The organism is Nocardia acididurans, from assembly GCF_016741815.1.
Lineage (GTDB): Bacteria > Actinomycetota > Actinomycetes > Mycobacteriales > Mycobacteriaceae > Nocardia > Nocardia acididurans.
In genome coordinates this window covers 23,412-44,020 of sequence record NZ_JAERRJ010000008.1, presented here as the reverse complement: position 1 = coordinate 44,020, position 20,609 = coordinate 23,412, and the positions used below count along the sequence as shown (strand labels likewise).

Annotated in this window: 20 protein-coding genes; 7 read left to right on the top strand and 13 right to left on the bottom strand. The window is 68.3% G+C overall.

The window, feature by feature from the left end:
* A complete protein-coding gene (locus JK358_RS21060) occupies positions 1-4,131 on the top strand; it encodes a WGR domain-containing protein (protein WP_201949478.1) in 4,131 nt (1,376 codons plus the stop codon).
* 128 nt (positions 4,132-4,259) lie between these two features.
* Here JK358_RS21060 and JK358_RS21055 read toward each other — a convergent pair whose 3' ends face one another.
* From JK358_RS21055 to JK358_RS21040, 4 genes are read right to left on the bottom strand one after another with little or no spacing between them, the layout of a single operon-like run.
* On the bottom strand, positions 4,260-5,309 hold the full coding sequence (locus tag JK358_RS21055) for an ABC transporter ATP-binding protein (RefSeq protein ID WP_201949477.1): 1,050 nt from the start codon (positions 5,307-5,309) through the stop codon (positions 4,260-4,262).
* Complete coding sequence (gene modB / locus JK358_RS21050; protein ID WP_201949476.1) at positions 5,306-6,121, bottom strand: molybdate ABC transporter permease subunit; 816 nt, start codon at positions 6,119-6,121, stop codon at positions 5,306-5,308. Before modB ends, JK358_RS21055 begins: the two co-directional genes overlap by 4 nt.
* Before the next feature lie 31 nt (positions 6,122-6,152).
* Positions 6,153-6,932, bottom strand: coding sequence for a molybdate ABC transporter substrate-binding protein (modA, locus tag JK358_RS21045; protein WP_201949475.1), 780 nt, complete (start codon positions 6,930-6,932; stop codon positions 6,153-6,155).
* A gap of 11 nt (positions 6,933-6,943) precedes the next feature.
* The gene (locus JK358_RS21040; protein WP_201949474.1) at positions 6,944-7,339 is read right to left on the bottom strand and encodes a TOBE domain-containing protein; all 396 of its coding nucleotides are present in this window, start codon (positions 7,337-7,339) and stop codon (positions 6,944-6,946) included.
* Positions 7,340-7,498: 159 nt separating this feature from the next.
* Here JK358_RS21040 and JK358_RS21035 point away from each other — a divergent pair, with 159 nt between their 5' ends.
* Both JK358_RS21035 and JK358_RS21030 read left to right on the top strand, forming a co-directional pair.
* On the top strand, positions 7,499-8,239 hold the full coding sequence (locus tag JK358_RS21035) for a class I SAM-dependent methyltransferase (protein ID WP_201949473.1): 741 nt from the start codon (positions 7,499-7,501) through the stop codon (positions 8,237-8,239).
* Between the two features lie 994 nt (positions 8,240-9,233).
* Positions 9,234-9,827: a helix-turn-helix transcriptional regulator gene (locus tag JK358_RS21030; RefSeq protein WP_201949472.1), complete on the top strand. Its 594-nt coding sequence runs from the start codon at positions 9,234-9,236 to the stop codon at positions 9,825-9,827.
* Here JK358_RS21030 and JK358_RS21025 read toward each other — a convergent pair.
* Positions 9,803-10,768 (bottom strand): GNAT family N-acetyltransferase, encoded by a 966-nt coding sequence (locus JK358_RS21025; RefSeq protein WP_201949471.1) that lies wholly within the window; start codon positions 10,766-10,768, stop codon positions 9,803-9,805. The genes JK358_RS21030 and JK358_RS21025 overlap by 25 nt on opposite strands.
* A 278-nt stretch (positions 10,769-11,046) precedes the next feature.
* On the opposite strand from JK358_RS21025, the gene JK358_RS21020 reads away from it, so the two are divergent.
* Positions 11,047-11,802, top strand: a complete 756-nt coding sequence (locus tag JK358_RS21020) for a dienelactone hydrolase family protein (RefSeq protein WP_201949470.1) — start codon at positions 11,047-11,049, stop codon at positions 11,800-11,802.
* Here JK358_RS21020 and JK358_RS21015 read toward each other — a convergent pair.
* On the bottom strand, positions 11,762-12,334 hold the full coding sequence (locus tag JK358_RS21015; RefSeq protein WP_232851663.1) for a YybH family protein: 573 nt from the start codon (positions 12,332-12,334) through the stop codon (positions 11,762-11,764). The two genes, JK358_RS21020 and JK358_RS21015, sit on opposite strands and share 41 nt — an antisense overlap.
* Positions 12,335-12,469: 135 nt before the next feature.
* Positions 12,470-13,123: a PAS and ANTAR domain-containing protein gene (locus JK358_RS21010; protein WP_201949468.1), complete on the bottom strand. Its 654-nt coding sequence runs from the start codon at positions 13,121-13,123 to the stop codon at positions 12,470-12,472.
* A gap of 149 nt (positions 13,124-13,272) precedes the next feature.
* Between JK358_RS21010 and JK358_RS21005 the strand changes: the two genes are divergently transcribed.
* On the top strand, positions 13,273-13,617 hold the full coding sequence (locus JK358_RS21005) for a MerR family transcriptional regulator (RefSeq protein ID WP_201949467.1): 345 nt from the start codon (positions 13,273-13,275) through the stop codon (positions 13,615-13,617).
* A gap of 60 nt (positions 13,618-13,677) precedes the next feature.
* Here JK358_RS21005 and JK358_RS21000 read toward each other — a convergent pair whose 3' ends face one another.
* The 6 genes from JK358_RS21000 to JK358_RS20975 all read right to left on the bottom strand — a co-directional run bounded on the left by JK358_RS21000 (position 13,678) and on the right by JK358_RS20975 (position 19,059).
* The gene (locus JK358_RS21000; RefSeq protein ID WP_201949466.1) at positions 13,678-14,640 is read right to left on the bottom strand and encodes a ferritin-like domain-containing protein; all 963 of its coding nucleotides are present in this window, start codon (positions 14,638-14,640) and stop codon (positions 13,678-13,680) included.
* A 102-nt stretch (positions 14,641-14,742) separates the two neighbouring features.
* Complete coding sequence (locus tag JK358_RS20995; RefSeq protein WP_307817654.1) at positions 14,743-14,952, bottom strand: CDGSH iron-sulfur domain-containing protein; 210 nt, start codon at positions 14,950-14,952, stop codon at positions 14,743-14,745.
* On the bottom strand, positions 14,930-15,583 hold the full coding sequence (locus JK358_RS20990; protein WP_201950170.1) for a HemK2/MTQ2 family protein methyltransferase: 654 nt from the start codon (positions 15,581-15,583) through the stop codon (positions 14,930-14,932). Before JK358_RS20990 ends, JK358_RS20995 begins: the two co-directional genes overlap by 23 nt.
* 31 nt (positions 15,584-15,614) lie before the next feature.
* Positions 15,615-16,652: an iron-containing redox enzyme family protein gene (locus tag JK358_RS20985; RefSeq protein ID WP_232851662.1), complete on the bottom strand. Its 1,038-nt coding sequence runs from the start codon at positions 16,650-16,652 to the stop codon at positions 15,615-15,617.
* A 174-nt stretch (positions 16,653-16,826) separates the two neighbouring features.
* Positions 16,827-17,162 carry an STAS domain-containing protein gene (locus tag JK358_RS20980; protein WP_201949465.1) on the bottom strand — a complete coding sequence of 112 codons (336 nt, stop codon included), beginning with the start codon at positions 17,160-17,162 and terminating at the stop codon, positions 16,827-16,829.
* A 346-nt stretch (positions 17,163-17,508) separates the two neighbouring features.
* Positions 17,509-19,059 carry a DEAD/DEAH box helicase gene (locus JK358_RS20975; RefSeq protein WP_201949464.1) on the bottom strand — a complete coding sequence of 517 codons (1,551 nt, stop codon included), beginning with the start codon at positions 19,057-19,059 and terminating at the stop codon, positions 17,509-17,511.
* A gap of 324 nt (positions 19,060-19,383) precedes the next feature.
* Between JK358_RS20975 and JK358_RS20970 the strand changes: the two genes are divergently transcribed.
* Positions 19,384-19,716, top strand: a complete 333-nt coding sequence (locus JK358_RS20970; protein ID WP_201949463.1) for a hypothetical protein — start codon at positions 19,384-19,386, stop codon at positions 19,714-19,716.
* Between the two features lie 134 nt (positions 19,717-19,850).
* Complete coding sequence (locus JK358_RS20965; protein ID WP_201949462.1) at positions 19,851-20,567, top strand: hypothetical protein; 717 nt, start codon at positions 19,851-19,853, stop codon at positions 20,565-20,567.
* The last annotated feature ends 42 nt before the right edge of the window (positions 20,568-20,609 follow it).

The window sequence follows — 20,609 nt, the reverse complement described above, 5'->3', positions numbered from 1 at the left end:
ATGGAGCTGCACCAGTCCGTCTGCCGTCACCTCGGCGTTCCCGTGCCCGCCGAGGTGGTCGACGCGCTCGACGCCCGGCTGCTCGAGCACTGGGTGGGTGATCACGGCGCGCTCGTGGACGCGCATCTGGCGATCAACTACCCGTATTTCGGGGCGATCGACAAATCGCTGACCGGCTTCGTCGTCCTCGACGACGAGGGTGACGACTACACGCTGCTGGATGCGCGAGGCGACGGACGGGTGTGGTGGCAGGACCACGAAACCCGGGAACTGGAACCGCGATTCGCGTCCTTCGAGGACTGGCGGGCGTACCGGGCCGAGCTCGCGCGAGCCGCCTCGGAGGAGGACGCGCGCTCGGAATACGAGATCCGAGAGGCCCTGCGCCCATTGTCGTTCGACGCCGGCACCGGCCCGGCCCCGTCGAGTGCCGTTCTGGCGCAGCGCTATCAGTGGCTGGTCTGGCTGCTGGCGCAGCCACTGCTGCACCACGGCAAGCCCATGCAGTCGGCCGAGGACCTGACCGCGAATGCCGCGCGACATTTCCGCGCGTGCTGGGAGGGCGCGGAGGTCGGCAAGGCGCTCGACGTGGAATTGCCACTGCTGCACCGTGATCCGCATCTGGCCATCTATTGGCTGCTGCACACCGCACTGCTGGCCCAGCACACCGACCGGACGCGGGTCCTGGCCGAGATCGCCCGCGCCGAGCAGCGGCCCGCACTGCTGGAATCCTTCGCCGAGGTCCTCGGCGGATTGGGTGTCACCGGTGACGTGCCGGTGGTTCCGGAGTTCCGGGTCCGCCGTGCACTGCTGCTGGAACACCTCGCCGAGGAGGACGACGAGCAGGCGCGGGCAGCGCTCATCGCCCTCGAAATGGCCCCGGACCATACGCCTTTGGATCGGGCGAGCTGGGTCATCGGCGGCCTCGACGAAGCCGCGCTCACCATCGAGCAGGTGCATGCCGTTCTGGCGCGCATGCCCGAGACGACGGGCACGGCATTGCTGCGTGCCGACGCGGATCGGCGCGCCGGGCGCGACCACAGCCCGGCCGCGGACACGCTCGTGCGGCTGCTGCCCGTCTCCGACAGTTCCTGGCCGGCCCGGCTGTGGGCCGTGACCACGGTCCTGCCGTTGATACGCGATGGCGAGGCACTCGCCGAGGCGGCCCGGGAGCTGCTGGTCAAGGACCCGTACAGCCGCCCGTGCCTGACCCTGCTGCGGCGGGCTCACGAATTGTGCGGCACCGAGCCGGTGCTGACTCGCACCGAGCTCGATCGCCGCTGGATCACCGCCGAAGCGTCGTCGGCCTACCTGGAGCGGCTGCGCGCCGCCGACAGCGCGCCCACCGCCGTCCTGACCGAGCTCGACGGTACCGACCTCGGAGAGGTTGTCGCGCAACGCATTCTGCTACGCGCGGATATCGATCGGTCGCCCGCCGAGGCGATCGCATGGGCTCTGCACGTGATCCTCGCCGGGACCCATCCCGATCGCGCCGACCTGGCCGCCACCGGATTGCGGCAGCTGCCCGCGCAGGACCGGGCCCGCACCGTCGAGGGCCTCCGCGTGGACACGGTGGCCGATCCCGTTGTCCCCGTGCTCATCCGGTTGCTCGAGCACACTCCGGAGCCGGATGCCGCCGACATCCTCGGCGAGATGGCCAACGACAAGCTGAAGAAGGCGGCCTGTCTCGCCCTGGCACCGGTGGCGCACGAACCCGCAGTGTTCGACGAGCTGTTGCGGCTGGCAGCGCTGCCTGCCCCGGCCAGCACCGTCGAGGCCCTGTGCGAGCAGCTGTTGAATCCGAACACCGAGCACTGCGTGCTGCCGCGCGTGTCCGCGGAGCAGGCCGTGCGCGCGGCGGCCGCGCTGATCGACACCGTCGCGACGCACCCCGGAATCGCCGCACGCAATGCGGCCGGACACCAGCTCTACCGGTTCCGGCATCCGGGCGCACAGGACTACCTCATCGCCGCGCTCGACGACTACGGACGCCGCTACGCCGAGTCGGATCCCACCCACAGTCCGGTCCTCAGCCACGGCCGCACCGAGGACGACCAGCTCGGGGAGGTGGTCGCCAATCTCTATTCCGCTGTCCGGCAGTGCGATTCCGAGACCTCGCGCGCCGCACTGATCGAGCGGGTGTTCGCCGAACGGCGCAGCATCTGGCGCATGGGAAACGCGCTGGGAGAGATCTTCTCGCCGCAGGTGCACCAGGAGATCATGCGGCGCTTGCGCGCCCAGCGTGACGCCCGCGCGGCAGCCCACTATGCCAATGCGCTCACCGACCACGTGAAGTCCACCGCGCCCAGGGTCGAACTGCTGCGTGAGATCAGCGCCTGGCCCATTCCCACGGACGCCACGGTGCGGCGAGTGTTCAAGTACGCCCTCTCGACCGGCATCGTCGCGGCGCTCGAGACCGGCGACTTCGACCTGGTCCGTACCGCCTACGCGAGCAGGGCGGTGATCGCCGCCGATGCCGCCGAACCCGATATGCTCTCGCGCGGCCGGTCGTGGGCCGATCCACTCGACACCGGCGACCCGCGCACCCGGTTGGCCGACGCGCTGTCAGGAGAGGCTGATTCGGCCCGCGACGCGCTGCTCGGCACCTCCGCGCAGGCGCGCGCGACCGGCCGGGCACTGACCCGCATCGGCGATGCCGACCTCGCCACGTTGGCCGGTGCCCCGGTTCGGCGACGCCTGCTCACCGATCGCAGCACCGGCGAAGTGTGGTACCTCGACCCGGACGGCGGGTTCCACACCTTCGATGGATTCGGTCTCCGCGACAACCCCTTCCGCCCCAGCGTGATCGGCTACTACGAGATGCGGGAGTTCCTCGACGCGGTGAACGAACAATCCGAGCGCGCGCTGCTGTGGACCGCGGCGGGCAACGAATTCCTCGAGCTGGTGCGCTATCTCGACCGCGTCGTGTACCGGTGGGGTACGAACAACGGCCGCATCGACACCGTCGGACTCGTCTTCGCGGACCCGTCCACCGCCGAGAACGCCTTCGCCCGAATGAAAGCCACCGGCCTGGCGGCCAAGCACACCGAATCCGATCCGTGGTATCTCCCGGGCCGGGCGGCGATCATGCGCACCTTCCAGCTGCCCGACATCGACTCCGAGCGGCTCATGGCCTTCGACCGATTGCGGTTCGCGGTGGTCCCCGAAGACGCTGTGGCACACGAACGCCGGGAACTGGACCTGTACCGCGCCGGTGCGGGCCTGTCCTGCCTGGAGTGGGTGACCTGGCACGGCTACCGGGTGCGCGCGGAACTGACTGTCGCCGAATGGATTCGCGCCCGGATCCGCGACGACCGCCAGGACGCCGCCTGGCACGTCAACGCCCTCGCGGAGATCGCGACATACCTTGCCGAGCACGGATTCACCACCCACTCCCCCGGCCTGCACGACCTCCGCGTGGAGGTCGGCGCACCCGCGGCGCCGGAGGACATCGCCGCCCTCGAAGCCGAGCTCGGCGCGCCACTACCCGCCCGCCTGCGTACCCTCTGGCAGCATGTCGGCCACGCCGAGTGGCGCTGCGGGGACACCGGTATGCGACTGCTCGCACCCGCTGAAGTCCGCCGCAACAGAGCACGGATGCAGCAGCTGGGCGCACGGTATGTGGCCGCGCTGGGCGGTGCGCACGCGGCGCCGTGGGAGCCGGTGCTCTCGTCGCTGAGCGCCCTGGTGCTGGACCTCGACGGCACCCTCGACACCGTATTCTCCGCCGTCGCACCGAGTTCCGATGACAGGGTCTTCGCCCACATGGACCAGCAGCCCATGGACGCCTGGTGGGAGAAGTCCCTGTCCTGGATCCTCGCGACATCCTTCCTGAGCGGCTTCGCCCGCCATCTCGAACAGTCCGCCCCCGAGATCACGATGCTGTTCGGCGGCCAGCGGCGCGGCCCCGAACTCACCAGCCGCTACTTCGAGGCACCCGGAAGCTCCGGCACCAAGTTCTGGGAGATCTGCACCGACCCGACCCTCGACACGGTCGCCACCCGGCACGGCAAAGCCGGCACTGCGGGTACCGTCAGCACCAAACGACACGGCGATCCGGCCAAGGCCGCCGCCTACGCGGCGAAAACCATTGCCGCCAAACAGAAGAGCGGCTACCGCGAGATCACGCACTGAATCCCTCGACAGCACTGTCAGCGCGAGACGGGTTCGAAGGGATCGTCGCGCAGCTGGAACTTCAGGACCTTCCCGCCCGGGTTGCGCGGCAGTCCGTCGACCCGGAGCGCACTGACAGTGCTGGTCGCTCAGGCCGGATAGCTGTGGATCTCGGTCGCTTTCACCGCGGCCCACAGGCGCATACCCGGGTGCAGGCGAAGCTCCGCGACGGCTGCCGGGGTGATGTCGGCCAGGACGGCGGGCGAGCCGTCGAGACGGACCCGGGTGGTGTTGGCGTGTTGTTCCACGCCCGCCACGGTGACCGGCCAGGTGTTGCGGGGGCTGCCCGAGGGTTGGTCGAGGTGCAGGCTGACCGCTGTGGGCGGGAAGGCGAGGAACACCTGCCCCGAGGTTCGATCGGCGACGGTGAGGGTGCCGCCGCTGTCGACGGTGACCAGGCCGTCCTCGGCTGTGCCTCGAAAGAGGTTGAGGCCGACCAGGTTCGCCACATAGTCGGAGCGGGGGCGGCGGGCGATCTCGGTGGGAGCGCCCTGTTGGACGACGGCGCCGTTCTCGAGGATGATCAGGCGGTCGGCGAGCACCATGGCGTCGAGGGGGTCGTGGGTGACCAGGACGGTGTGGCCGGTGTAATCGCGCAGGTGGTGGGCCAGGTCGGCGCGTACCTGCAGGCGGGTGCTGGCGTCCAGGGCCGCGAGGGGTTCGTCGAGCAGTAGGAGTTGGGGATCGGTGGCCAGGGCGCGCGCCAGGGCCACGCGCTGGGCTTGGCCGCCGGAGAGGGCGCGGGGCGTGCTGCGGGCGTGGTCGGCCAGGCCGACGCGGTCGAGCCAGGTTGCGGCGCGCGAGCGGGCCTCGGCGCGGCGGACGCCGCGGGCGCGCAGGCCGAAGGCCACGTTCTCCAGGGCCGAAAGATGGTGGAACAGTAGGTAATCCTGGAAGACGACGCCGACCTCGCGGCGTTCGGCGGGCAGGAAGACATCGGGTGGCGCGTCCCAGATCCGATCGGCGACCGCGATCCGGCCGTCGGTGAGCGGGAGCAGTCCGGCCAGTGCGCGCAGGGCGGTGGACTTTCCGGCCCCGTTGGGTCCGAGCAGGGCGACGACTTCACCGGGTTCGACGGTCATGTCGACAGCGAGGCGGAACTTTCCGCGCTCGACGCGCAGGTCTGCGTGCAGGGTCATACCGCGCCTCGAATCCAGCGTTCCCGCAGGGCAACCAGTACACCCACCGATACCGTCAGCAGGACCAGGCTGAGGACGATCGCGGCATCCGGATCGGTTTCCAGGGCGAGGTAGACCGCCAGCGGCATGGTCGTGGTCTTGCCGGGGAAGTTGCCCGCGAAGGTGATGGTGGCACCGAATTCGCCCAATGCTCGCGCCCAGCACAACACCGCTCCGGCGATCACGCCGGGCAGCACCGAGGGCAGGGTGACGCGGCGGAAGGTGTACCAGGCGGACGCGCCGAGGGTGGCCGCCGCCTCCTCGAAGCGGGTGTCGGCCGCGCGCAGCGCACCCTCCACCGAGATCACCAGAAACGGCATGGCCACAAAGGCTTCCGCGAGGATGACACCGGTGGTGGTGAACGGCAGTGACACCCCGAACCAGTCGTAGAGGTAGTGCCCGAGCAGCCCGCGCCGCCCGAAGACCAGCAGCAGCGCCACGCCGCCGACCACCGGCGGCAACACCAGCGGCACCGTCACCAGCGCGCGGATCAGCCCGCGCCCAGGCACATTCGCGCGCGCCAGCAGCCACGCCAGCGGAATGCCCAGCAGCAGGCAGATGATCGTGGCCGTGCTCGCGCAGAACAGCGAAAGCCGCAGGGCCTGACCTACTTCGGCGCTGAAGAGCCGCTCCCCCAGTGTCGGCCACGGTGCCCGCACCAGCAGCCCGATCAGCGGAACGATCAGGAAGGCCAGCGCGCAGACGGCGGGCAGCACCAGGACGAGGGGTCGTCGTCCGCGTGCTGCCCGCCGCCGCACCGAGGCTCGGGTCACCGAGTGGCCTCGGGGTGAGTCACCGACGGACTCACGGGGTTTCGAATCCGGCGTCGGCGAACACCTTCTTGGCCTGATCGGACTTGATGAAGTCGACGAACGCCGTGGCGGCGGCCGCGTTCGGGGCCTTGGCCAGCGGCGCGATCGGGTAGGTGTTGACGGCCTTGGTGGACTCCGGGAAATCGATGCCCTCGACCTTGTCGCCCGCGGCTTTCACGTCGGTGCGGTATACCAGCGCGGCATCGACCTCACCGAGGGTCACCTTGGTGAGCACGGCCTTCACATCCTGCTCGCGGGTGTCGGGCTGCGGGGTGATGCCTGCGGTCTCGAACACCTTCTTGGCCGCCGCGCCGCAGGGCACCTGCTCGGCACACAGTGCCAGTTTCGGTTCGGCCCGGCCGAAGTCGGCCAGGCCGGTGATCTTGCCCGGATTGCCCTTGGGCACCGCGATCTCCAGCCGGTTGTTCACGAACGTCACCGGCTCGCCGGTCACCTCACCCGCGTCTATCACCTGCTGCATATTGGCAGGCGCCGCCGAGGCGAACACGTCGGCGGGCGCGCCCTGCTTGATCTGCTCGGCCAGTGCGGAGCTCGCGCCGAAGCTGTAGACCACCTTCACGCCCGGATGCGCGGCCTCGAAATCCTTGCCGAGCTTGGTGAACGTCTCGGTCAGCGACGCCGCCGCGAACACGGTGACCGTGCCGCCGACATGATCGGACCCGTGCTCGGCGCTCGTGTCGTCGGAGCCACAGCCGGCCAGACCGGCGGTGGCGGCGAGCACGGCCGCGACCGCGCCGAGACGACGGAACATCTTCATCCTCATCAACTTTCTGGTACTTCGACCACGACATGGGTCGACTTCACCGAGGCGACGGCGATACTGCCGACCTCGAGTCCGAGTTCGTCCACCGATTCCCGGCTGATCAGCGACACCAGCCGGAACGGCCCGGCCTGCATCTCGACCTGCGCCATCACCGTGTCCTTGACGATACGGGTCACGATCCCGCGCATCCGATTGCGCGCCGACGCCGGCGTCAATCCCGGCTCCTGCGACTCGCTGGTGGTCCGCAGCAGCTCGGCCAGGTCGATACCGCGCACGCCCTTGCGGCCGCTGTCGAGCCGAACCTCGCTCAGCCGCCCCTGATCGATCCAGCGCCGCACGGTGTCATCACTGACCCCGAGCAGCGCGGCCGCTTCACTGATCCGCAGGTTCGTCACAGCGAGCATCATAGATCCTCATTCGCGGAAGATTCATCCCACTAGTCCCGAATATCCACAACTGCGTGGGTGAGCGCCCTCCGGGTGTCGCGATCCCGGTAGGTGGTCTCGAGCGGGTTAGTCTGCACGCCGGAGGATCGAATCGGAGCAGGAGGATGCGTGAACTGGGAAGCCTGGCAACAGAGTTGGGATCGGCAGCAGGAACTGTATATGCCGGATCGCGAGGAGCGGTTCCGGGTGATGCTCGAACTGGTCGAGGCCAGCGGGGGCAAGTCGCCGCGGGTCCTGGATCTGGCGTGCGGGACAGGCACGATCAGCCGGAGGCTGTTCGCCCGGCTGCCGGAGGCCACCTCCGTGGCGGTCGATCGGGATCCGACGCTGCTCGCGATGGCGCGCGGATCGTTCGACGGTGATCAGCGCATCGAATTCGTCACCGCCGATCTGGAAGAGCCGGGCTGGGCAGCCGGACTGGGTGCCGAACCGTTCGACGCCGTGCTGACCGCAACCGCCATGCACTGGCTGCAACCAGCACCGTTGGCCCAGGTCTTCACCGATCTGCTGCCCCTGCTCCGCCCGGGTGGCGTATTCATCAACGCCGACCATATGCCCGATCCGGAAACACCGATGCTCAACGCGCTCGACGAGAGTATTCAGCGCGCCCACCAGGAGCACGCACGCGCCGCGGGCGCGCGGGACTGGGACGAATGGTGGGTCGAGGTCGGCGCGGATTCGGCACTCACTGCCGAATTCGCCGCCAGCCGTTCAATTTTCGACAATCGGGAGCCCGGCGTGCCGCAGCCGCTGGACTGGCATCTGGCCCGGCTGCGCGAGGCCGGATTCGCCGAGGTCGGCGTGGCCTGGCGGTCCGTCACCGACGCGGTGGTCGTCGCCATCCGCTGATCGCGGCCCGGAACCGGATGTGCGAGCGCACATCCGGCAGCCGCACAGACAATTCAGCCACCACCCGGAATCAGGGCCGACGAAATCCCGGGTGTCAGCGCGTACTCCAGGAATTCACGCCGACTCGAACCGAATTCTCAGCGGCGCAGATCACATTCAACGGTCGGTGTGAGCAGTTCACGACCGGTGTGCCGTGGATCCCATCGCGTTGCCGATCGGCAGTCGTGAATCCTACGCTTACGATCGGACCAACTGATCTTTCGAACGACGAAGGGCGGCACCATGACAACGCTCATCCTCGCGGGCATTGCCACGGCGGGAGTTTTCGCGTTCTTCCACGACCGCAACAATATGGATTTCCGCGCGCGCGAAATCGCCGAATACCGGAATCGTAAGTAGCGGAATCAGTAGTGAATGTCTTTCTGCCGTAATCCGCCGAAGTAGTGGATGACCTCGATTAGCCTGTGCCGGGGTCGGGCGGGGTGGGAAGATCTGGGGGTGGGTGAGGATGTCGAATCCGGTCGCGATGCCTTCGAGCGGGACAGGTGGGACGAGGCCTACGCGGCGCTGAGCCGCGCTGCGGCTTCGGCGGTCCTCGAGTCGGCCGATTCGGAGGTGCTGGCGGAGTGCGCCCACCTGCTCGGGTATGCGGAGCGCAGCGTCGAGATCCGGAGCGGACTGTACGCGCTGTATGCGCGTGCGGGTGCGGTGCGCGAGGCGGCGCTGTGCGCGTACCGGATCCATATGGTGCTGGCGTTGCGGGGGGAGATGCCCGCCGCCATGGGGTGGCTGGCGCGAGCACAGCGGTTGTTGGCCGCCGAGCCCGAATGCCTCGCGCTGGGCTATGTGCTGATGGCCGAGGCGAAGGGAAACTTCTTCGCGGGCAATCTCGACGGGTCGCTCGAGCTGGCCCGCGGCCGGGCTGGCCCGCGCCCTGGCCGAACGGCCCAGCGATCGGCTCGCACGGGCCACACTGCTTGCCGCCCAAGCAGAATTGGCGACCACGGCAGGCGATTCGGCGCTCGCCCGCAGTGCGGTGGCCGAACTGTCCGCCCTGGCCGAGCTGGGTCCGGTCATCCGCGCGGGCGCGGCGGGAGCCACCGGGGCGCTGCGGCTGGCCGAGGGAGATCCCGCCGGGGCGCTACCCGAATTGCGTGCCGCACTGCAGGTTTGGACCGCACTGGACATCCCCTACGAAGCAGCCCGGACACGGCGGCTGATCGGCCAGGCCTGCGGCGCCATCGGCGATCAGGACGCGGCGCGGTTGGAATGGGATACCTGTCGTGCGATGTTCGCCCGGTTGGGCGCGCTTCCCGATGTCTCGGCGGTCGACGCCCTGCTCGGCGCGGCCGGTCGTGTTCCGGCGCCCGCGCCCGGGGGTTTATCCGCGCGGGAGGTCGAGGTGCTGGGTCTCGTCGCGAGCGGAATGACCAATTCGGCTATCGCGCAAAAGCTTTCATTGAGCGAGAAGACCGTGTCCCGGCATCTGAGCAATATCTTCAGCAAGATCGATGTGTCGTCGCGGGCCGGCGCCACGGCCTTCGCCTACCAGCACGGTCTGGTTCAGCGCCAGTCGTCGATCACGTAGGACTCGGGGTGCGAGTAGCCGCGGTGATCGAGGCGGTGCATCGCGACACCCTGCAGACAGGTGCGGAATCCGCGCGCGATCATCCGCCGGTAGGCCTCGGTGCGCGCGAGGTTCGTCCCGGCCTCCACGATGCCGAGTCCGCGTTCGGCGGCCAGATCCTCGCAGGCGTCGAGGAGCCGTTCGAATCGCTCGCCGGCGCCCGGCCCGGGGCGCACGGCGCCGAACTTCACCAGCAGGACATCCTCGCCCGCCTCGGTGCCCGCGCCGAGGTGACAGACCGCCATCCCGACGACCGACCAGCCGTCCATGAGCAGCACCGTCTCGCCGTGCAGGTGTGCCCGGGTCAGCTCCGCCGACAGGTCCAACCCCTCGTATACACCGTCGGTCAGGTCCCGGCACATGGCCAGCACGGTCGGTTCCTCGGCGCCGGACAGCTCCGAACACGCCATCCAGCCCGGCGTCGGATCCGCGCGCCGGACCGGTTTGCGCATGATCGCGGTGAGATGTCGCGGCCAGAAGCCGAACTTGCGGTAGAGCTCGATGTGCTTGGGGCTCTGCGCGAACGTGAACAACCCCTGCATCGTGCCGCCCCACGCGGTGAAGCGCTCCACCACCGGTTCCATCAGCAGGGAGCCCAAGCCTCGGTCCCAATAGTCCGGATGCACGGTCAGCGGTCCCAGGAACGCGACACTCCCCCAGTTGGTCGCGAACACCGAACCCGCGACGCGCCCGTTCACGAGCCCGGCGAACGCCGCCTGCGGATCGGCCGCCCAGCGGGTACGCACACAGTCGGCGGTCTCGGCGAACCGCAGGGGATCGGGCAGCCCGATGAAGGTGCCGAAAGCGAGCCGGAATATCGAATCAGCCTGCGCCAGTTCGGATTCCCGCAGGGGCCGGTAGGCTGTCCCGGTGGCGTTCGGTTCGGTCGTCGCAGTGCTCATGACCGAACACTACGGTCGGCGACCAGCCCGCGGCATCGGCCGAATCCCCCATTCGCCCGGCACGGACGATGGGGTGAAATCCTCATTTCCCGAGTGCGCGGTAAACCCGTTGGCGAGCCTGCGCGGCCTTTGCTACCGTTCCGGAGGCCGTGCCAGGCAACGAGGAGGTGGTATCCGTGTACACAGTATCGACATGGGTGCTCCCCTCCGGGGTCACGGTCGGGCGGTAGGTCGCCGTCCGGGAGCGCCGATCACCAGCACTCCCGAAAGGCACTACCGTGCAATTCATTTCGCAACAGCGCCACGAAGACGACCTTCTCGAACGCGAATTCGTCCTCGAGGAGATTCCCGGCATCCTCTGGACACCCGGATCCGCCACCCAGCCGTTGCCGCTGATTCTGGTCAGTCCTCCTCCGCTCGGGCTGCGCAAGGCGTACCCGCGGCTGCTGGACAGGGCCAGGCACTCCGTGGCGGCGGGCTACGCGGTGGCCACCATCGAACTGCCCTGGAGCGGCGACCGACCCCGGTCGGCCGCCGCTGATCAAGCCCTCACCGACCTGCGCCGAGCCCTGGCCGCGGGCGGTCCGGTCGGCGACGACATCATCGACCGGCTCATCCTCCCGCTGGTGGACAGGGCGGTCCCGGAATGGCAGGCCACCCTGGACGCCCTGCTCGCGCTGCCCGAGATCGGCGGGCCGGTCGGATACTCGGGCGGGGTGATCTCCATCGGCACCCGCCTGGCGGCGGTCGATCCACGTATCGCGGCCGCCGTCCTGTTCGCCGGAAGTTTCGTTCCCCGCGCCATCCTCGAGGAGGCGCGCCGGGTCACCATTCCCCTGCACGTCCTGCTGCAGTGGGACGACGAGGGAAACGACCGGCAGCAGGCCCTGGACCTCTTCGACGCCTTCGGCTCCGCGGAGAAAGCGTTGTACGCCAACATGGGCGGGCACACCGGCGTCCCGCACTACGCGGGCGAGGAGGCCGGCCGATTCTTCAACCGGCATCTGCGTGAGTCGGGGCCGCGCCGCCGGTAGGCGGTTCAACCGGGCTTTGACCTGCGACGACACCGCGCACCCGGCGTCGATCGCCGGGGCCGGTTCTGAAGCGGGTGAGCAGACTGGTCGCAAGCAAACCGAGGATGGAGCGTCCGCCACGCCGGGCGGGCGCGTCCTTCCCCGACGCGAACCAGACTTGAAAGTTCGCCGGGTTGATGGGAATCGAGATGTGTTCGTGGGTGATCGCCCAGGTGTCCTCGGATCGTTGCAGGCAGACCGTTTCCCGCACCCAGATCGGCAGCTCGATTCCGCCTCGGCGCTCGCCCGAGTCGAGGTGGAGCATGCTGGCGAAGGCGACGTCGTCGGCTGTGACGATGGTCAGGTCATGTGTTTCCAAACCGATGCGACCGGTGTAGCCGTCGAACCATCGCACGAAATTGCGGCGCACCGCATCGGTCCCGGTGAACCGGAGCGGGGCGACGGCGTCGTAGTAGACGATGTCGGGTGCATAGAACGACATGAGCCGGTCGATATCCTTCGACCGTTGCGCCTCGGCGCGGGCCTCCAGCAACGCTCTGATCCGAGGATCATTCGACGTCATGGTGTCTCCGTTCAGCTTTCGGGGCCGCGATCCACTACCGGCACCCACCCTGTGCTTCCGACAGTCCGACGACACAGCCGCGCCGAATGTGAGGTGCCGGCGGATTCAGTGACGTCGATGCGCGGGTACTCGCTCGTGCAGGGTGAGCAGCGTGTGATCGAAAGCGGCCACGATGGGCGCGGGGGCGGACGGCACCGACGGGAGTTCCTCGATGAGCTGCTCGGCCAGCACGCGCAGCTTGATATTCGTTTCCTGGGAACGCCAGATGAGGACGCTGAAGGCCTGTTCGGCGCTGATCCGATACATCCGCATGAGCACGCCTTTGGCCTGTTCGATCACCGCGCGCGCCTGCACGAGTTCCGGCAGGCGTTCGTCGACGGTCATCTGTTCGGCGGTGGCGAGGGTGTCGCTGAGGTCGATGTAGAAGCCGGCGGTTCCGACGGCGGCGCCCGCATCGTCGAGGATTCGATCGGCGACGACCATGACGGTGTGTTCCTGTCCCGTCCGGTCGAGGAACCGGTGCCGGCTCGAGAACGGCGCGCCTTCTTCGATGGAACGGGCGACGGCGGCCGCGACGTGCTCGCGGTCGTCCGGAAGTTTGTGTGCCAGCAGCAATTCCGTGGTCGGTTCGATCTCTCCGGGCATGTAGCCGTGCATACGGTATAGCTCGGGCGACCATTCCCACCGCTGGGCGGCGAACCAGAAACGGAAACTCCCGGTCGTCGGGCCGATACGGAGCGGCAGCACGACCTCGCTCATCACGAATCCTCCCACCTGGCAGGTTCCCTGTTCTATGCGGATGCGAGCACAGACTATCTGTAGCTCAGAGCATAGATTTCTTGTAGCACCGCTACACTGAAGATGCAAGGACTTGCCTGAGAGTTTCTGCCGCACAGCGAGAAGGAGTCATGGTGCCCGATTCGGGGACATCCGCACAGCAACCGCACCTACCCGAGTCCGGACGCGGCGTCTACGGCATCTCGGTGGCGGCCGAGCTCGCCGGGATCAGCGTGCAGACTTTGCGTCTGTACGAACAGCACGGTCTGCTCACTCCGGCGCGCAGCCCCGGCGGCACCCGCCGGTACAGTGGCGACGATCTGGCCCGCCTGCGGCGCATCACCGAGTTGGCGGCAACGGGCGTCAACCTCTCCGCGATCGCCCGGATTCTCCAGCTCGAGGACGCGAATGCCGATCTGCACGAGCACAATCAGCGTCTGGAGAGCGATAACGATCGCCTACGGCGTCGGCGCTGAATCACAGTGCGGACGACGCGATGCCCGCTCGGAAGCGGGCATCGCAGGAGCAACCGAGGGTCAGTTCAGACCCGTGACCTCCTTCGCGATGGCGGCGACCCGGGTCTGGGCGGCGGAGACGACGCTGTTGCGGTTCTTGTTGGCCTCCTCGTACGCCAGGACCGCCCGCACGGCGGCCGGATCCTTCAATTCCTTGATGGCGGCGACAGTTTGGCTGACATTGAGCTGCTCGTAGTCGTCGATGGGCAGTTCGCGCGGCTCCAGGGTGCCGGTGGCCGTGCGGAACGAATGCAGGCCCTCGGCGGCAGTGCCCGCGCCTTCGCGGCGGGTGACCTGTTCGGCGCGTTCCAGGGCGGCGTCACGGGACGCCGTCAGCGTCTTCGCGGTGATCTCGCCCGCGCGGGCGCCGCGGTTGAGCAGGTCGTTCAATGCCGGTGGGGTGGAACGGAATACGTCGAGCGCACGGTCCACTCCGCGGGCCGACCAGGCGACCGGCAGGCTGGCGAGCTTCACCACGGTGCCGGCGACGGCCTGGAACGGTGTGCGGCGCAAGGCCGCCGGGCCGCCGAGCGCGTCTTCGGCCAGGACGGTGGTCAGCCATTCGACCGTCGCGGTGTGCGCGGTGATCAGCCGGTCCGCCAGGGCGATCAGATCGGCGCGTTGTGCGGTGGTCGCCAGCGCCTTGATGTAGCGGGCCCGATCGAGGAGTTGATGTTCGAGCCGCAGGTCGCCGAGCAGGGCCTCGTCGAACGGCTGTGCCTGCTCCCCTACCGCTTTGACCGCGGCGGCGGCCCGGCCCAGGAACGGGCCCACGAGTTCGGGGACGCCACCGAGTTCGCGCACCGCGGATTCGACGGCCTCGGCGCGGGCTCGCGCATTGCCGGCGTTCTCGGACAGTTCGCGGCGCACCGCATCCGTGCGGGCCTGCGCCATACGGGTTTCCGCGATCTGGATCTCGGTATTGGTGAGATCGCGGACCGTGCGCAGCTGGGTCAGCAGGGTGGTGGTGGCTGGAGTGCTCATGAGTTCCCATCCTTCCGAGTTCGGTCGTTTCCGCCGATACCCGGTTTCCGGCCGACCAACCATGACCGCACGATGTGGTTGGGCCACAAAGGAACACCCGCGCTAGTCAGAGGTGCGACGGTGCCTACGGTGGCTCGTGTCACAGAGGGGATAGATGGACGAGCGGCGGCACAGGCACAGCGCGACCAGACAGCGGTCGCTGCGGATGGTCCGGCCGTCGGCGGTCACCAGCTCCACCGGGCCCTCGATGAGCGCCGGGCCCTCGGCGGTGTAAGTGATTGTCCGCCGGTCAGTTTCGGGGTCGGTCGGCACGGATGACCACCAGTTCCTCGTCGAGCTGGCCGGGTTGGATGAAGCCGCGGGCGGTCAGCCAGGCGGCGCGACTGCGCAACACCGGACCGAACGGGATCACCGCGCGAGCCACGACCGCGGCCTTCAAACCACTCGCACGCAGCCGCGTGAGGCTGTCGTCGACACCGCACAGCGCCGAGTGGACCATGAGCATAAAGCCTGTGCGGGAAAGCAATTCGGGAGCGATTCGGCACAGGGAGTCGATGGCCGACCGTCCGTCGGGGCCCGCGTCCCAGGATCGGTCGGCGCCGCGCGGCACATCGGAGCGGCCGGTCGGCACATACGGCGGATTCGCCAGCACGATATCGAACCGCCTGCCCAACAGAACGTTTCGGAAGTCACCGTGAATCAGAGCTATATCCATACGGCGCAACCGGCTATTGACCCAGGCGGAGAAGAGCGCGCCCCGGGAGATGTCCACGGCGGTCACCGAGACCGCGCCGGCGCGGGCGGCCGCCAGCGCCAGCGCTCCGGTGCCGGTGCAGACATCGAGCACCCGGCTGTGTCGGGCGACCTTCGCCTCGGTCAAGGCGCGGGTCAGTAGTCGAGTGTCGGCTTGTGGCCGGTAGACGCCCGGTGGGCAGATCAACATCACTCACCGGGGATAGCCGGAAAATCGCAGGTTAACCGGTTCCGGATCGAAGAGTTTCGCCGTCCGCCCCGACCTCCGGCACGTCCGCGAGCAGTGAACTGCTTCCGGCCTGCCACTGTCCGAGCACGAATTCGGTGAAGCGGTCTTCGAGCAGCGTGGTGGCCTGCATGCCGAAGACCATCGACTCGCGCAGGTCGGGTTCCTGTGCGAGCAGGTCATCGATGACCCCGCGGCGCATCAGCTGCTCGTGGACGGCGTCGGCTTCCACGTGCTCCCGGTAGAACCGCACGCACGCCGGATCCGCCTCGAGTCGTTCCAAGGCGTCGACCATCCGTTTCGACGCGGGTGAGGAGGAGATCTCCACGGCCGCGAAATGCCCGACGCCCGCGCCGCGCAGCGTGCGGTGCAGGCCGAACAGCGACATCATGGTGACGATCGCAAGCATCTGCGTCGGCACCACATCCAGATAGCGCAGGTAGGTGGGGTTCAAACCCGCGCCCCGCAGCAGATCCGCGTAGAGCCGCTGGTGAATTCGCTCGCCGTGCCCGCCCCCGAATTCGTCGAACTCGACCGCGACCAACGCGGCTTTGGCCTCGCCGCGCAGTCGTGGAATCAGCCAGGCGTAGGGGTCGGCCTCCTGGTGGTGCAGGATCGACCGGTGCACGAAGTACTCGCGCGCCTGCCACGGCAGGCCCTGATCACGCAGGAAGGCGCTGAGCCCCGAGTCCTCCTCGGGAACGGTGAGCAACTGGTCCAGCTCGGCGTCCAGGTCCGCGCCCCCGGCGGTCTCGGCACGCAGCCATTCCAGGAACCGGCGTTCCAGCACCGCGCGCAGACCCAATAACCCCGGATCCCACTCCCACTCCGGGTCCACATCCTCGAACCCCCGGTAATGCAGGCCATAGCAGGTGTGCAGCGACAACTGCGCGTCACGATCCCAGGGATCGCCGTCGGCCGGAGCGGGCACGCCGGTACCGGCATCGCCCCGCAGCGCGGCAATGATCCCCGCCGACATATCACCGCACGGCTGCGGCAGTCGCGGCGGCCGATCGGCCGTATGCATTCCCATAGCCAACTCCTAGCTACTGTTCTCGAATCGCCCCGCTCTTGAAACGATGTCCTCGACATTTCAGAGCTACCCAACCGGCGGGCGTGCACACTGCCGCAAGCGCCGGGGCACAGCGATCGGACTCACCGACCCTGGACACGCATCGGGTTCGCGAATTCGGGAGCCGCAGCGTGGTCACCTACCGGCGGACATCTCGAATTCGTCGGCGAGTCCGGCGATTTCGATCAATCGCCGGACACAGCGAGATCCCACGAGCCGTAGCGACGAATTGTGGTCCAGGGCCCATTCGCGCGCGTCGAGGAGGGCGCGCAGGCCGGTGACGCCACAGAAGGTGACCTCGCTGAGATCGACGACTACGAGTGCGTCGGCTTTCAGGGTCATGCCAAGGGCGGCACGGAATTCGGAGACCGTCTGGATATCGATGTCACCGCTGACCCTGCACACCGGCGTCGTGGCAGGTGATGCCGGTGTGGCCACCACGAGGTGCCCGGATGATCGTGATGGTGTCATTGCGCGTCCCTCGGATCGGGTTGCGCGTCGGCTGAAGTCGCCGTCCACGGATCTGGCGCCTCCGGCGGACGTACCGCCGTGAGGACTGGGCTGGCTCCTCAACCCTGCGATAGGGGGTTCCCGGTATGCCGGAGGGATACACATCCACAGCCGTTGGTATCGGCTCCCTCGCGCCGTTGCGAGACCCCGTCGCCGTTGACGAGGCCGCAGGAGCTTCGGCTGAACACTCTGGCAATTCAGGCAAACCACCTTCTGTCGGTGGCGTACCCGTCCTGGATCCGGCCAATCACTCCTACCGATACACCCTTTCCGGCCGCGGGAGACCGATGGGCCGGGTTGCCGAGACCTAGAGGTCGCGGCCGCGGCGGCGGGCGGGGCGGGCGCTGCGGCCGCGCGATGCCCCGGCGTGGGATGCGCTGTCGCCGGAACCCGCGGTGCGAGTGCCGGTTTTGACGGCTGCGCGCTTGTTGTCCGGCGTGCTGGAGCGTCGGCCGGTCGTGCTCGACGCGCCGTGGCTGCCCGTCGTCTGGCGGTTCCCCTCCACCCGTGCGCCGGCACCGCGGCGGGTGGGAGTTGCGGTGCCACGGGGCTTTTCACGCCTGGCGGTCTGGGGCTTGTCCGTACGCGCCCGCTGTGCGCCGCCCGAACCGCGGCGGGCCGCCGGCTTCTCCGGGCGCGTGGTGGACGCGGCCGGATTCCGGGGCGCGACGAGCGCCGCCTCGGCTCCGACCAGCGCGGTGACCGCCGCCGAATGCGCCGTCACCCGCTGCGGAGTGACGTCCAGACCGGCCTTGCGGAGCAGGGTGGCAACGTCCTTGCGCTGATCCAGCAGCACGATCGTCACCACGTCGCCCGAATTTCCGGCCCGTGCGGTGCGTCCCGAACGGTGCAGGTACGCCTTGTGCTCGGTCGGCGGGTCGACATGCACGACCAGTTCGACGTCGTCCACGTGGACGCCGCGGGCCGCGATATCGGTGGCGACCAGGACGCGCACACTGCCGTCGGCGAAGGCGGCCAGATTGCGATCACGGGCGGCCTGCGAGAGATTGCCGTGCAGGTCGGCGGCGGGGATGCCCGCGGCGGTCAGCTGTTTGGCGAGCCGGCGCGCATGGTGTTTGGTGCGCATGAACAGGATTCGACGTCCGGCGCCGGCGGCGAGTGTCTGCACAACCTCGCGTTTGGTGTCCGCGCCGCCGACCTCGAAGACGTGGTGGGTCATCGCGGGCACCGGGGAGTGCGCCTCATCGACGCTGTGCGACACCGGGTTTCGCATGAACCGCTTGACCAGCCTGTTCACCCCGTTGTCGAGCGTGGCCGAGAACAGCAGTCGCTGACCGTGCTCGGGTGTCGCGGCGAGAATGCGGGTGACGCCCGGAAGGAACCCGAGGTCGGCCATGTGGTCGGCCTCGTCGAGCACGGTGATCCGCACCGAGTTCAGCGATACCAGCCCCTGCCGCATCAGGTCTTCCAGGCGGCCGGGGCACGCGACCACGATGTCGGCGTTCTTCAGCGCCCGCGCCTGCCGGTTCTGCGGGACGCCACCGAAGATGGTCGTCACCCGCAGCCCACAGGTCGCGGCCAGGGGCTCGAGGGTGGCGGCGATCTGGGTGGCGAGCTCGCGCGTCGGGGCCAGGATCAGGCCGGCCGGATGACCGGGCGCACGCTCACCGGCACCGGTCGCGAGCCGTTCGACCATGGGGATGGAGAAGGCCAGGGTCTTACCGCTGCCGGTTTTGCCGCGCGCCAGCACGTCACGACCGGCGAGGGTATCGGGCAGGGTGGCCGCCTGAATGGGGAACGGCGCGGTCGCCCCCTTCGCCGACAGGCTGTCGACCAGCCCGCGCCGGAGGCCGAGGGCGGCGAACGAAGTGTCAGGGCTCGATGAACGAGACGTCATGGGATTTCGGGGTTGCCTTTCGAGCGTTCGGGCTGAGCCTTCAGCGGTGTGCGGAAATTGCGGTAACCGCTGGGAGCCGACGCGAAAGAAATCATCCACGACGGTCAGGAGCAAGCAAGATCACTCCTCGATGTCCTCAACGATAGCCCACCGCCCACGCTCCCCCGCACTCGCACCGGGTGGCGGGGCGATTCCGGCTCGCGCCCACCATCGGCAGGGCGGCCCCGCGACCGAACGACCGAGGGGGTCCGGGCGTTTATCGCGCAGGCTCGCGGGTAGCCGGGTGGCATCGAGTCGGCATGACACACAAGCGAAGGAGACGTGATGACCTTCTCGAATCCGCAATCGGCTTCCGCGCTTCGTCGGCTGCGCCGGACGCACAACGAGTTTCCCGACCACCACCGCACCACGAGAAATCACGCAGGCGAGGGCATCGAGGATGGCTACAACATCCCCGGGATCATCCTGTGCGCGCTGGCCATCATCGCTTTGGCGGCGACACTGACGGCCGCCGGCTACGGGTTCGAAGGCTGGGTCCTCGTCGGCGGCATCGCCACCGTGGTGCTGGGCGGTGCGGGAATCACATGGATCCTGCTCGAGCACAAACGCGTCAAAGCCAAGGAAGGGCTGAACCTCACCGACCAGCAGGGACACTGACGCGGCACCAAACCAGCCAACCCCGCGGCTCGACACTGTCCATCTGTGCCACGCGGCTGCGTAACCGGCATCACCCCAGGCCCCGCGCCCTATCCTGGCCATGTTGAACTGCACCATGATTCGGGGTGATCGCCATGGGAATCACGAAATCTCAGCTGCGGAATACGGCGGCCGAACTCGCCAAGCGGCTCGAGCTCAGGTCGGATATCTCGAGCTGGATGCAGGACGAGTACTACCGGCACCTGAAATTGACCGGAACTCCGCACAAGAATCTGGCCGCGGCGGACTTCGATCAGATGTGGCCTGATATCGAGAAGATCCTGACCAACCTCACGACGGGCAACTACGAGCGGTCGTTCACCGTGAACGGGCGTGCGATTCAACTCAATGTAAGCGTCCTGGAACCTGAGGATCTCAACGGCTTCTTCCTCGGTGAGTACCTGCTGCGCCCCGACGACGAGGCGGCCGTCGCCGCCGCTCTCGCCAAACAGGCCCAACGCTCCGATCGGCACGCCGTCTATCTGTTCCGTTTCGCCGACGGCGTGCGGCGCAATATCGCCGCCGCCGTCACAGCGGGCGAATTGCCTCTCCGCGAAATGGAATTCGATCCTTACGCCGAGAAATTCCTGGCCACCGTGGTCGCCCTCAACGACGCTCATCGCAAGCTCGGTGACTACCGGATCTGGCAGCACATCACCCTCACCGACGCTCAGCTTCGCGACCACGGTCTCGACCCGGCGTACTTGCGCGCCATCGCCAGCCGGAAACGCCTCACCGCACTCCCGAAGGACCAGGACGGCGCTCCCACCTACGCCGGGCAGTCCACCCTGCTCACCCCGTACGCACTCTGAAGCAAACCGCGAAGGTCGGCCGAACACGGCGTTGACCGAGGA

Coding starts and splice junctions, on each gene's coding strand:
- JK358_RS20975 (WP_201949464.1), bottom strand. CDS start 19,059: ATGACGTCTCGTTCATCGAGCCCTGACACTTCGTTCGCCGCCCTCGGC.
- JK358_RS20965 (WP_201949462.1), top strand. CDS start 19,851: ATGGGAATCACGAAATCTCAGCTGCGGAATACGGCGGCCGAACTCGCC.
- JK358_RS21060 (WP_201949478.1), top strand. CDS start 1: ATGGAGCTGCACCAGTCCGTCTGCCGTCACCTCGGCGTTCCCGTGCCC.
- JK358_RS21055 (WP_201949477.1), bottom strand. CDS start 5,309: ATGACCCTGCACGCAGACCTGCGCGTCGAGCGCGGAAAGTTCCGCCTC.
- JK358_RS21000 (WP_201949466.1), bottom strand. CDS start 14,640: ATGAGCACTCCAGCCACCACCACCCTGCTGACCCAGCTGCGCACGGTC.
- JK358_RS20990 (WP_201950170.1), bottom strand. CDS start 15,583: ATGTTGATCTGCCCACCGGGCGTCTACCGGCCACAAGCCGACACTCGA.
- JK358_RS21025 (WP_201949471.1), bottom strand. CDS start 10,768: ATGAGCACTGCGACGACCGAACCGAACGCCACCGGGACAGCCTACCGG.
- JK358_RS20985 (WP_232851662.1), bottom strand. CDS start 16,652: ATGGGAATGCATACGGCCGATCGGCCGCCGCGACTGCCGCAGCCGTGC.
- JK358_RS21005 (WP_201949467.1), top strand. CDS start 13,273: ATGGTGCCCGATTCGGGGACATCCGCACAGCAACCGCACCTACCCGAG.
- JK358_RS20980 (WP_201949465.1), bottom strand. CDS start 17,162: ATGACACCATCACGATCATCCGGGCACCTCGTGGTGGCCACACCGGCA.
- JK358_RS20970 (WP_201949463.1), top strand. CDS start 19,384: ATGACCTTCTCGAATCCGCAATCGGCTTCCGCGCTTCGTCGGCTGCGC.
- modA (WP_201949475.1), bottom strand. CDS start 6,932: ATGTTCCGTCGTCTCGGCGCGGTCGCGGCCGTGCTCGCCGCCACCGCC.
- JK358_RS21010 (WP_201949468.1), bottom strand. CDS start 13,123: ATGAGCGAGGTCGTGCTGCCGCTCCGTATCGGCCCGACGACCGGGAGT.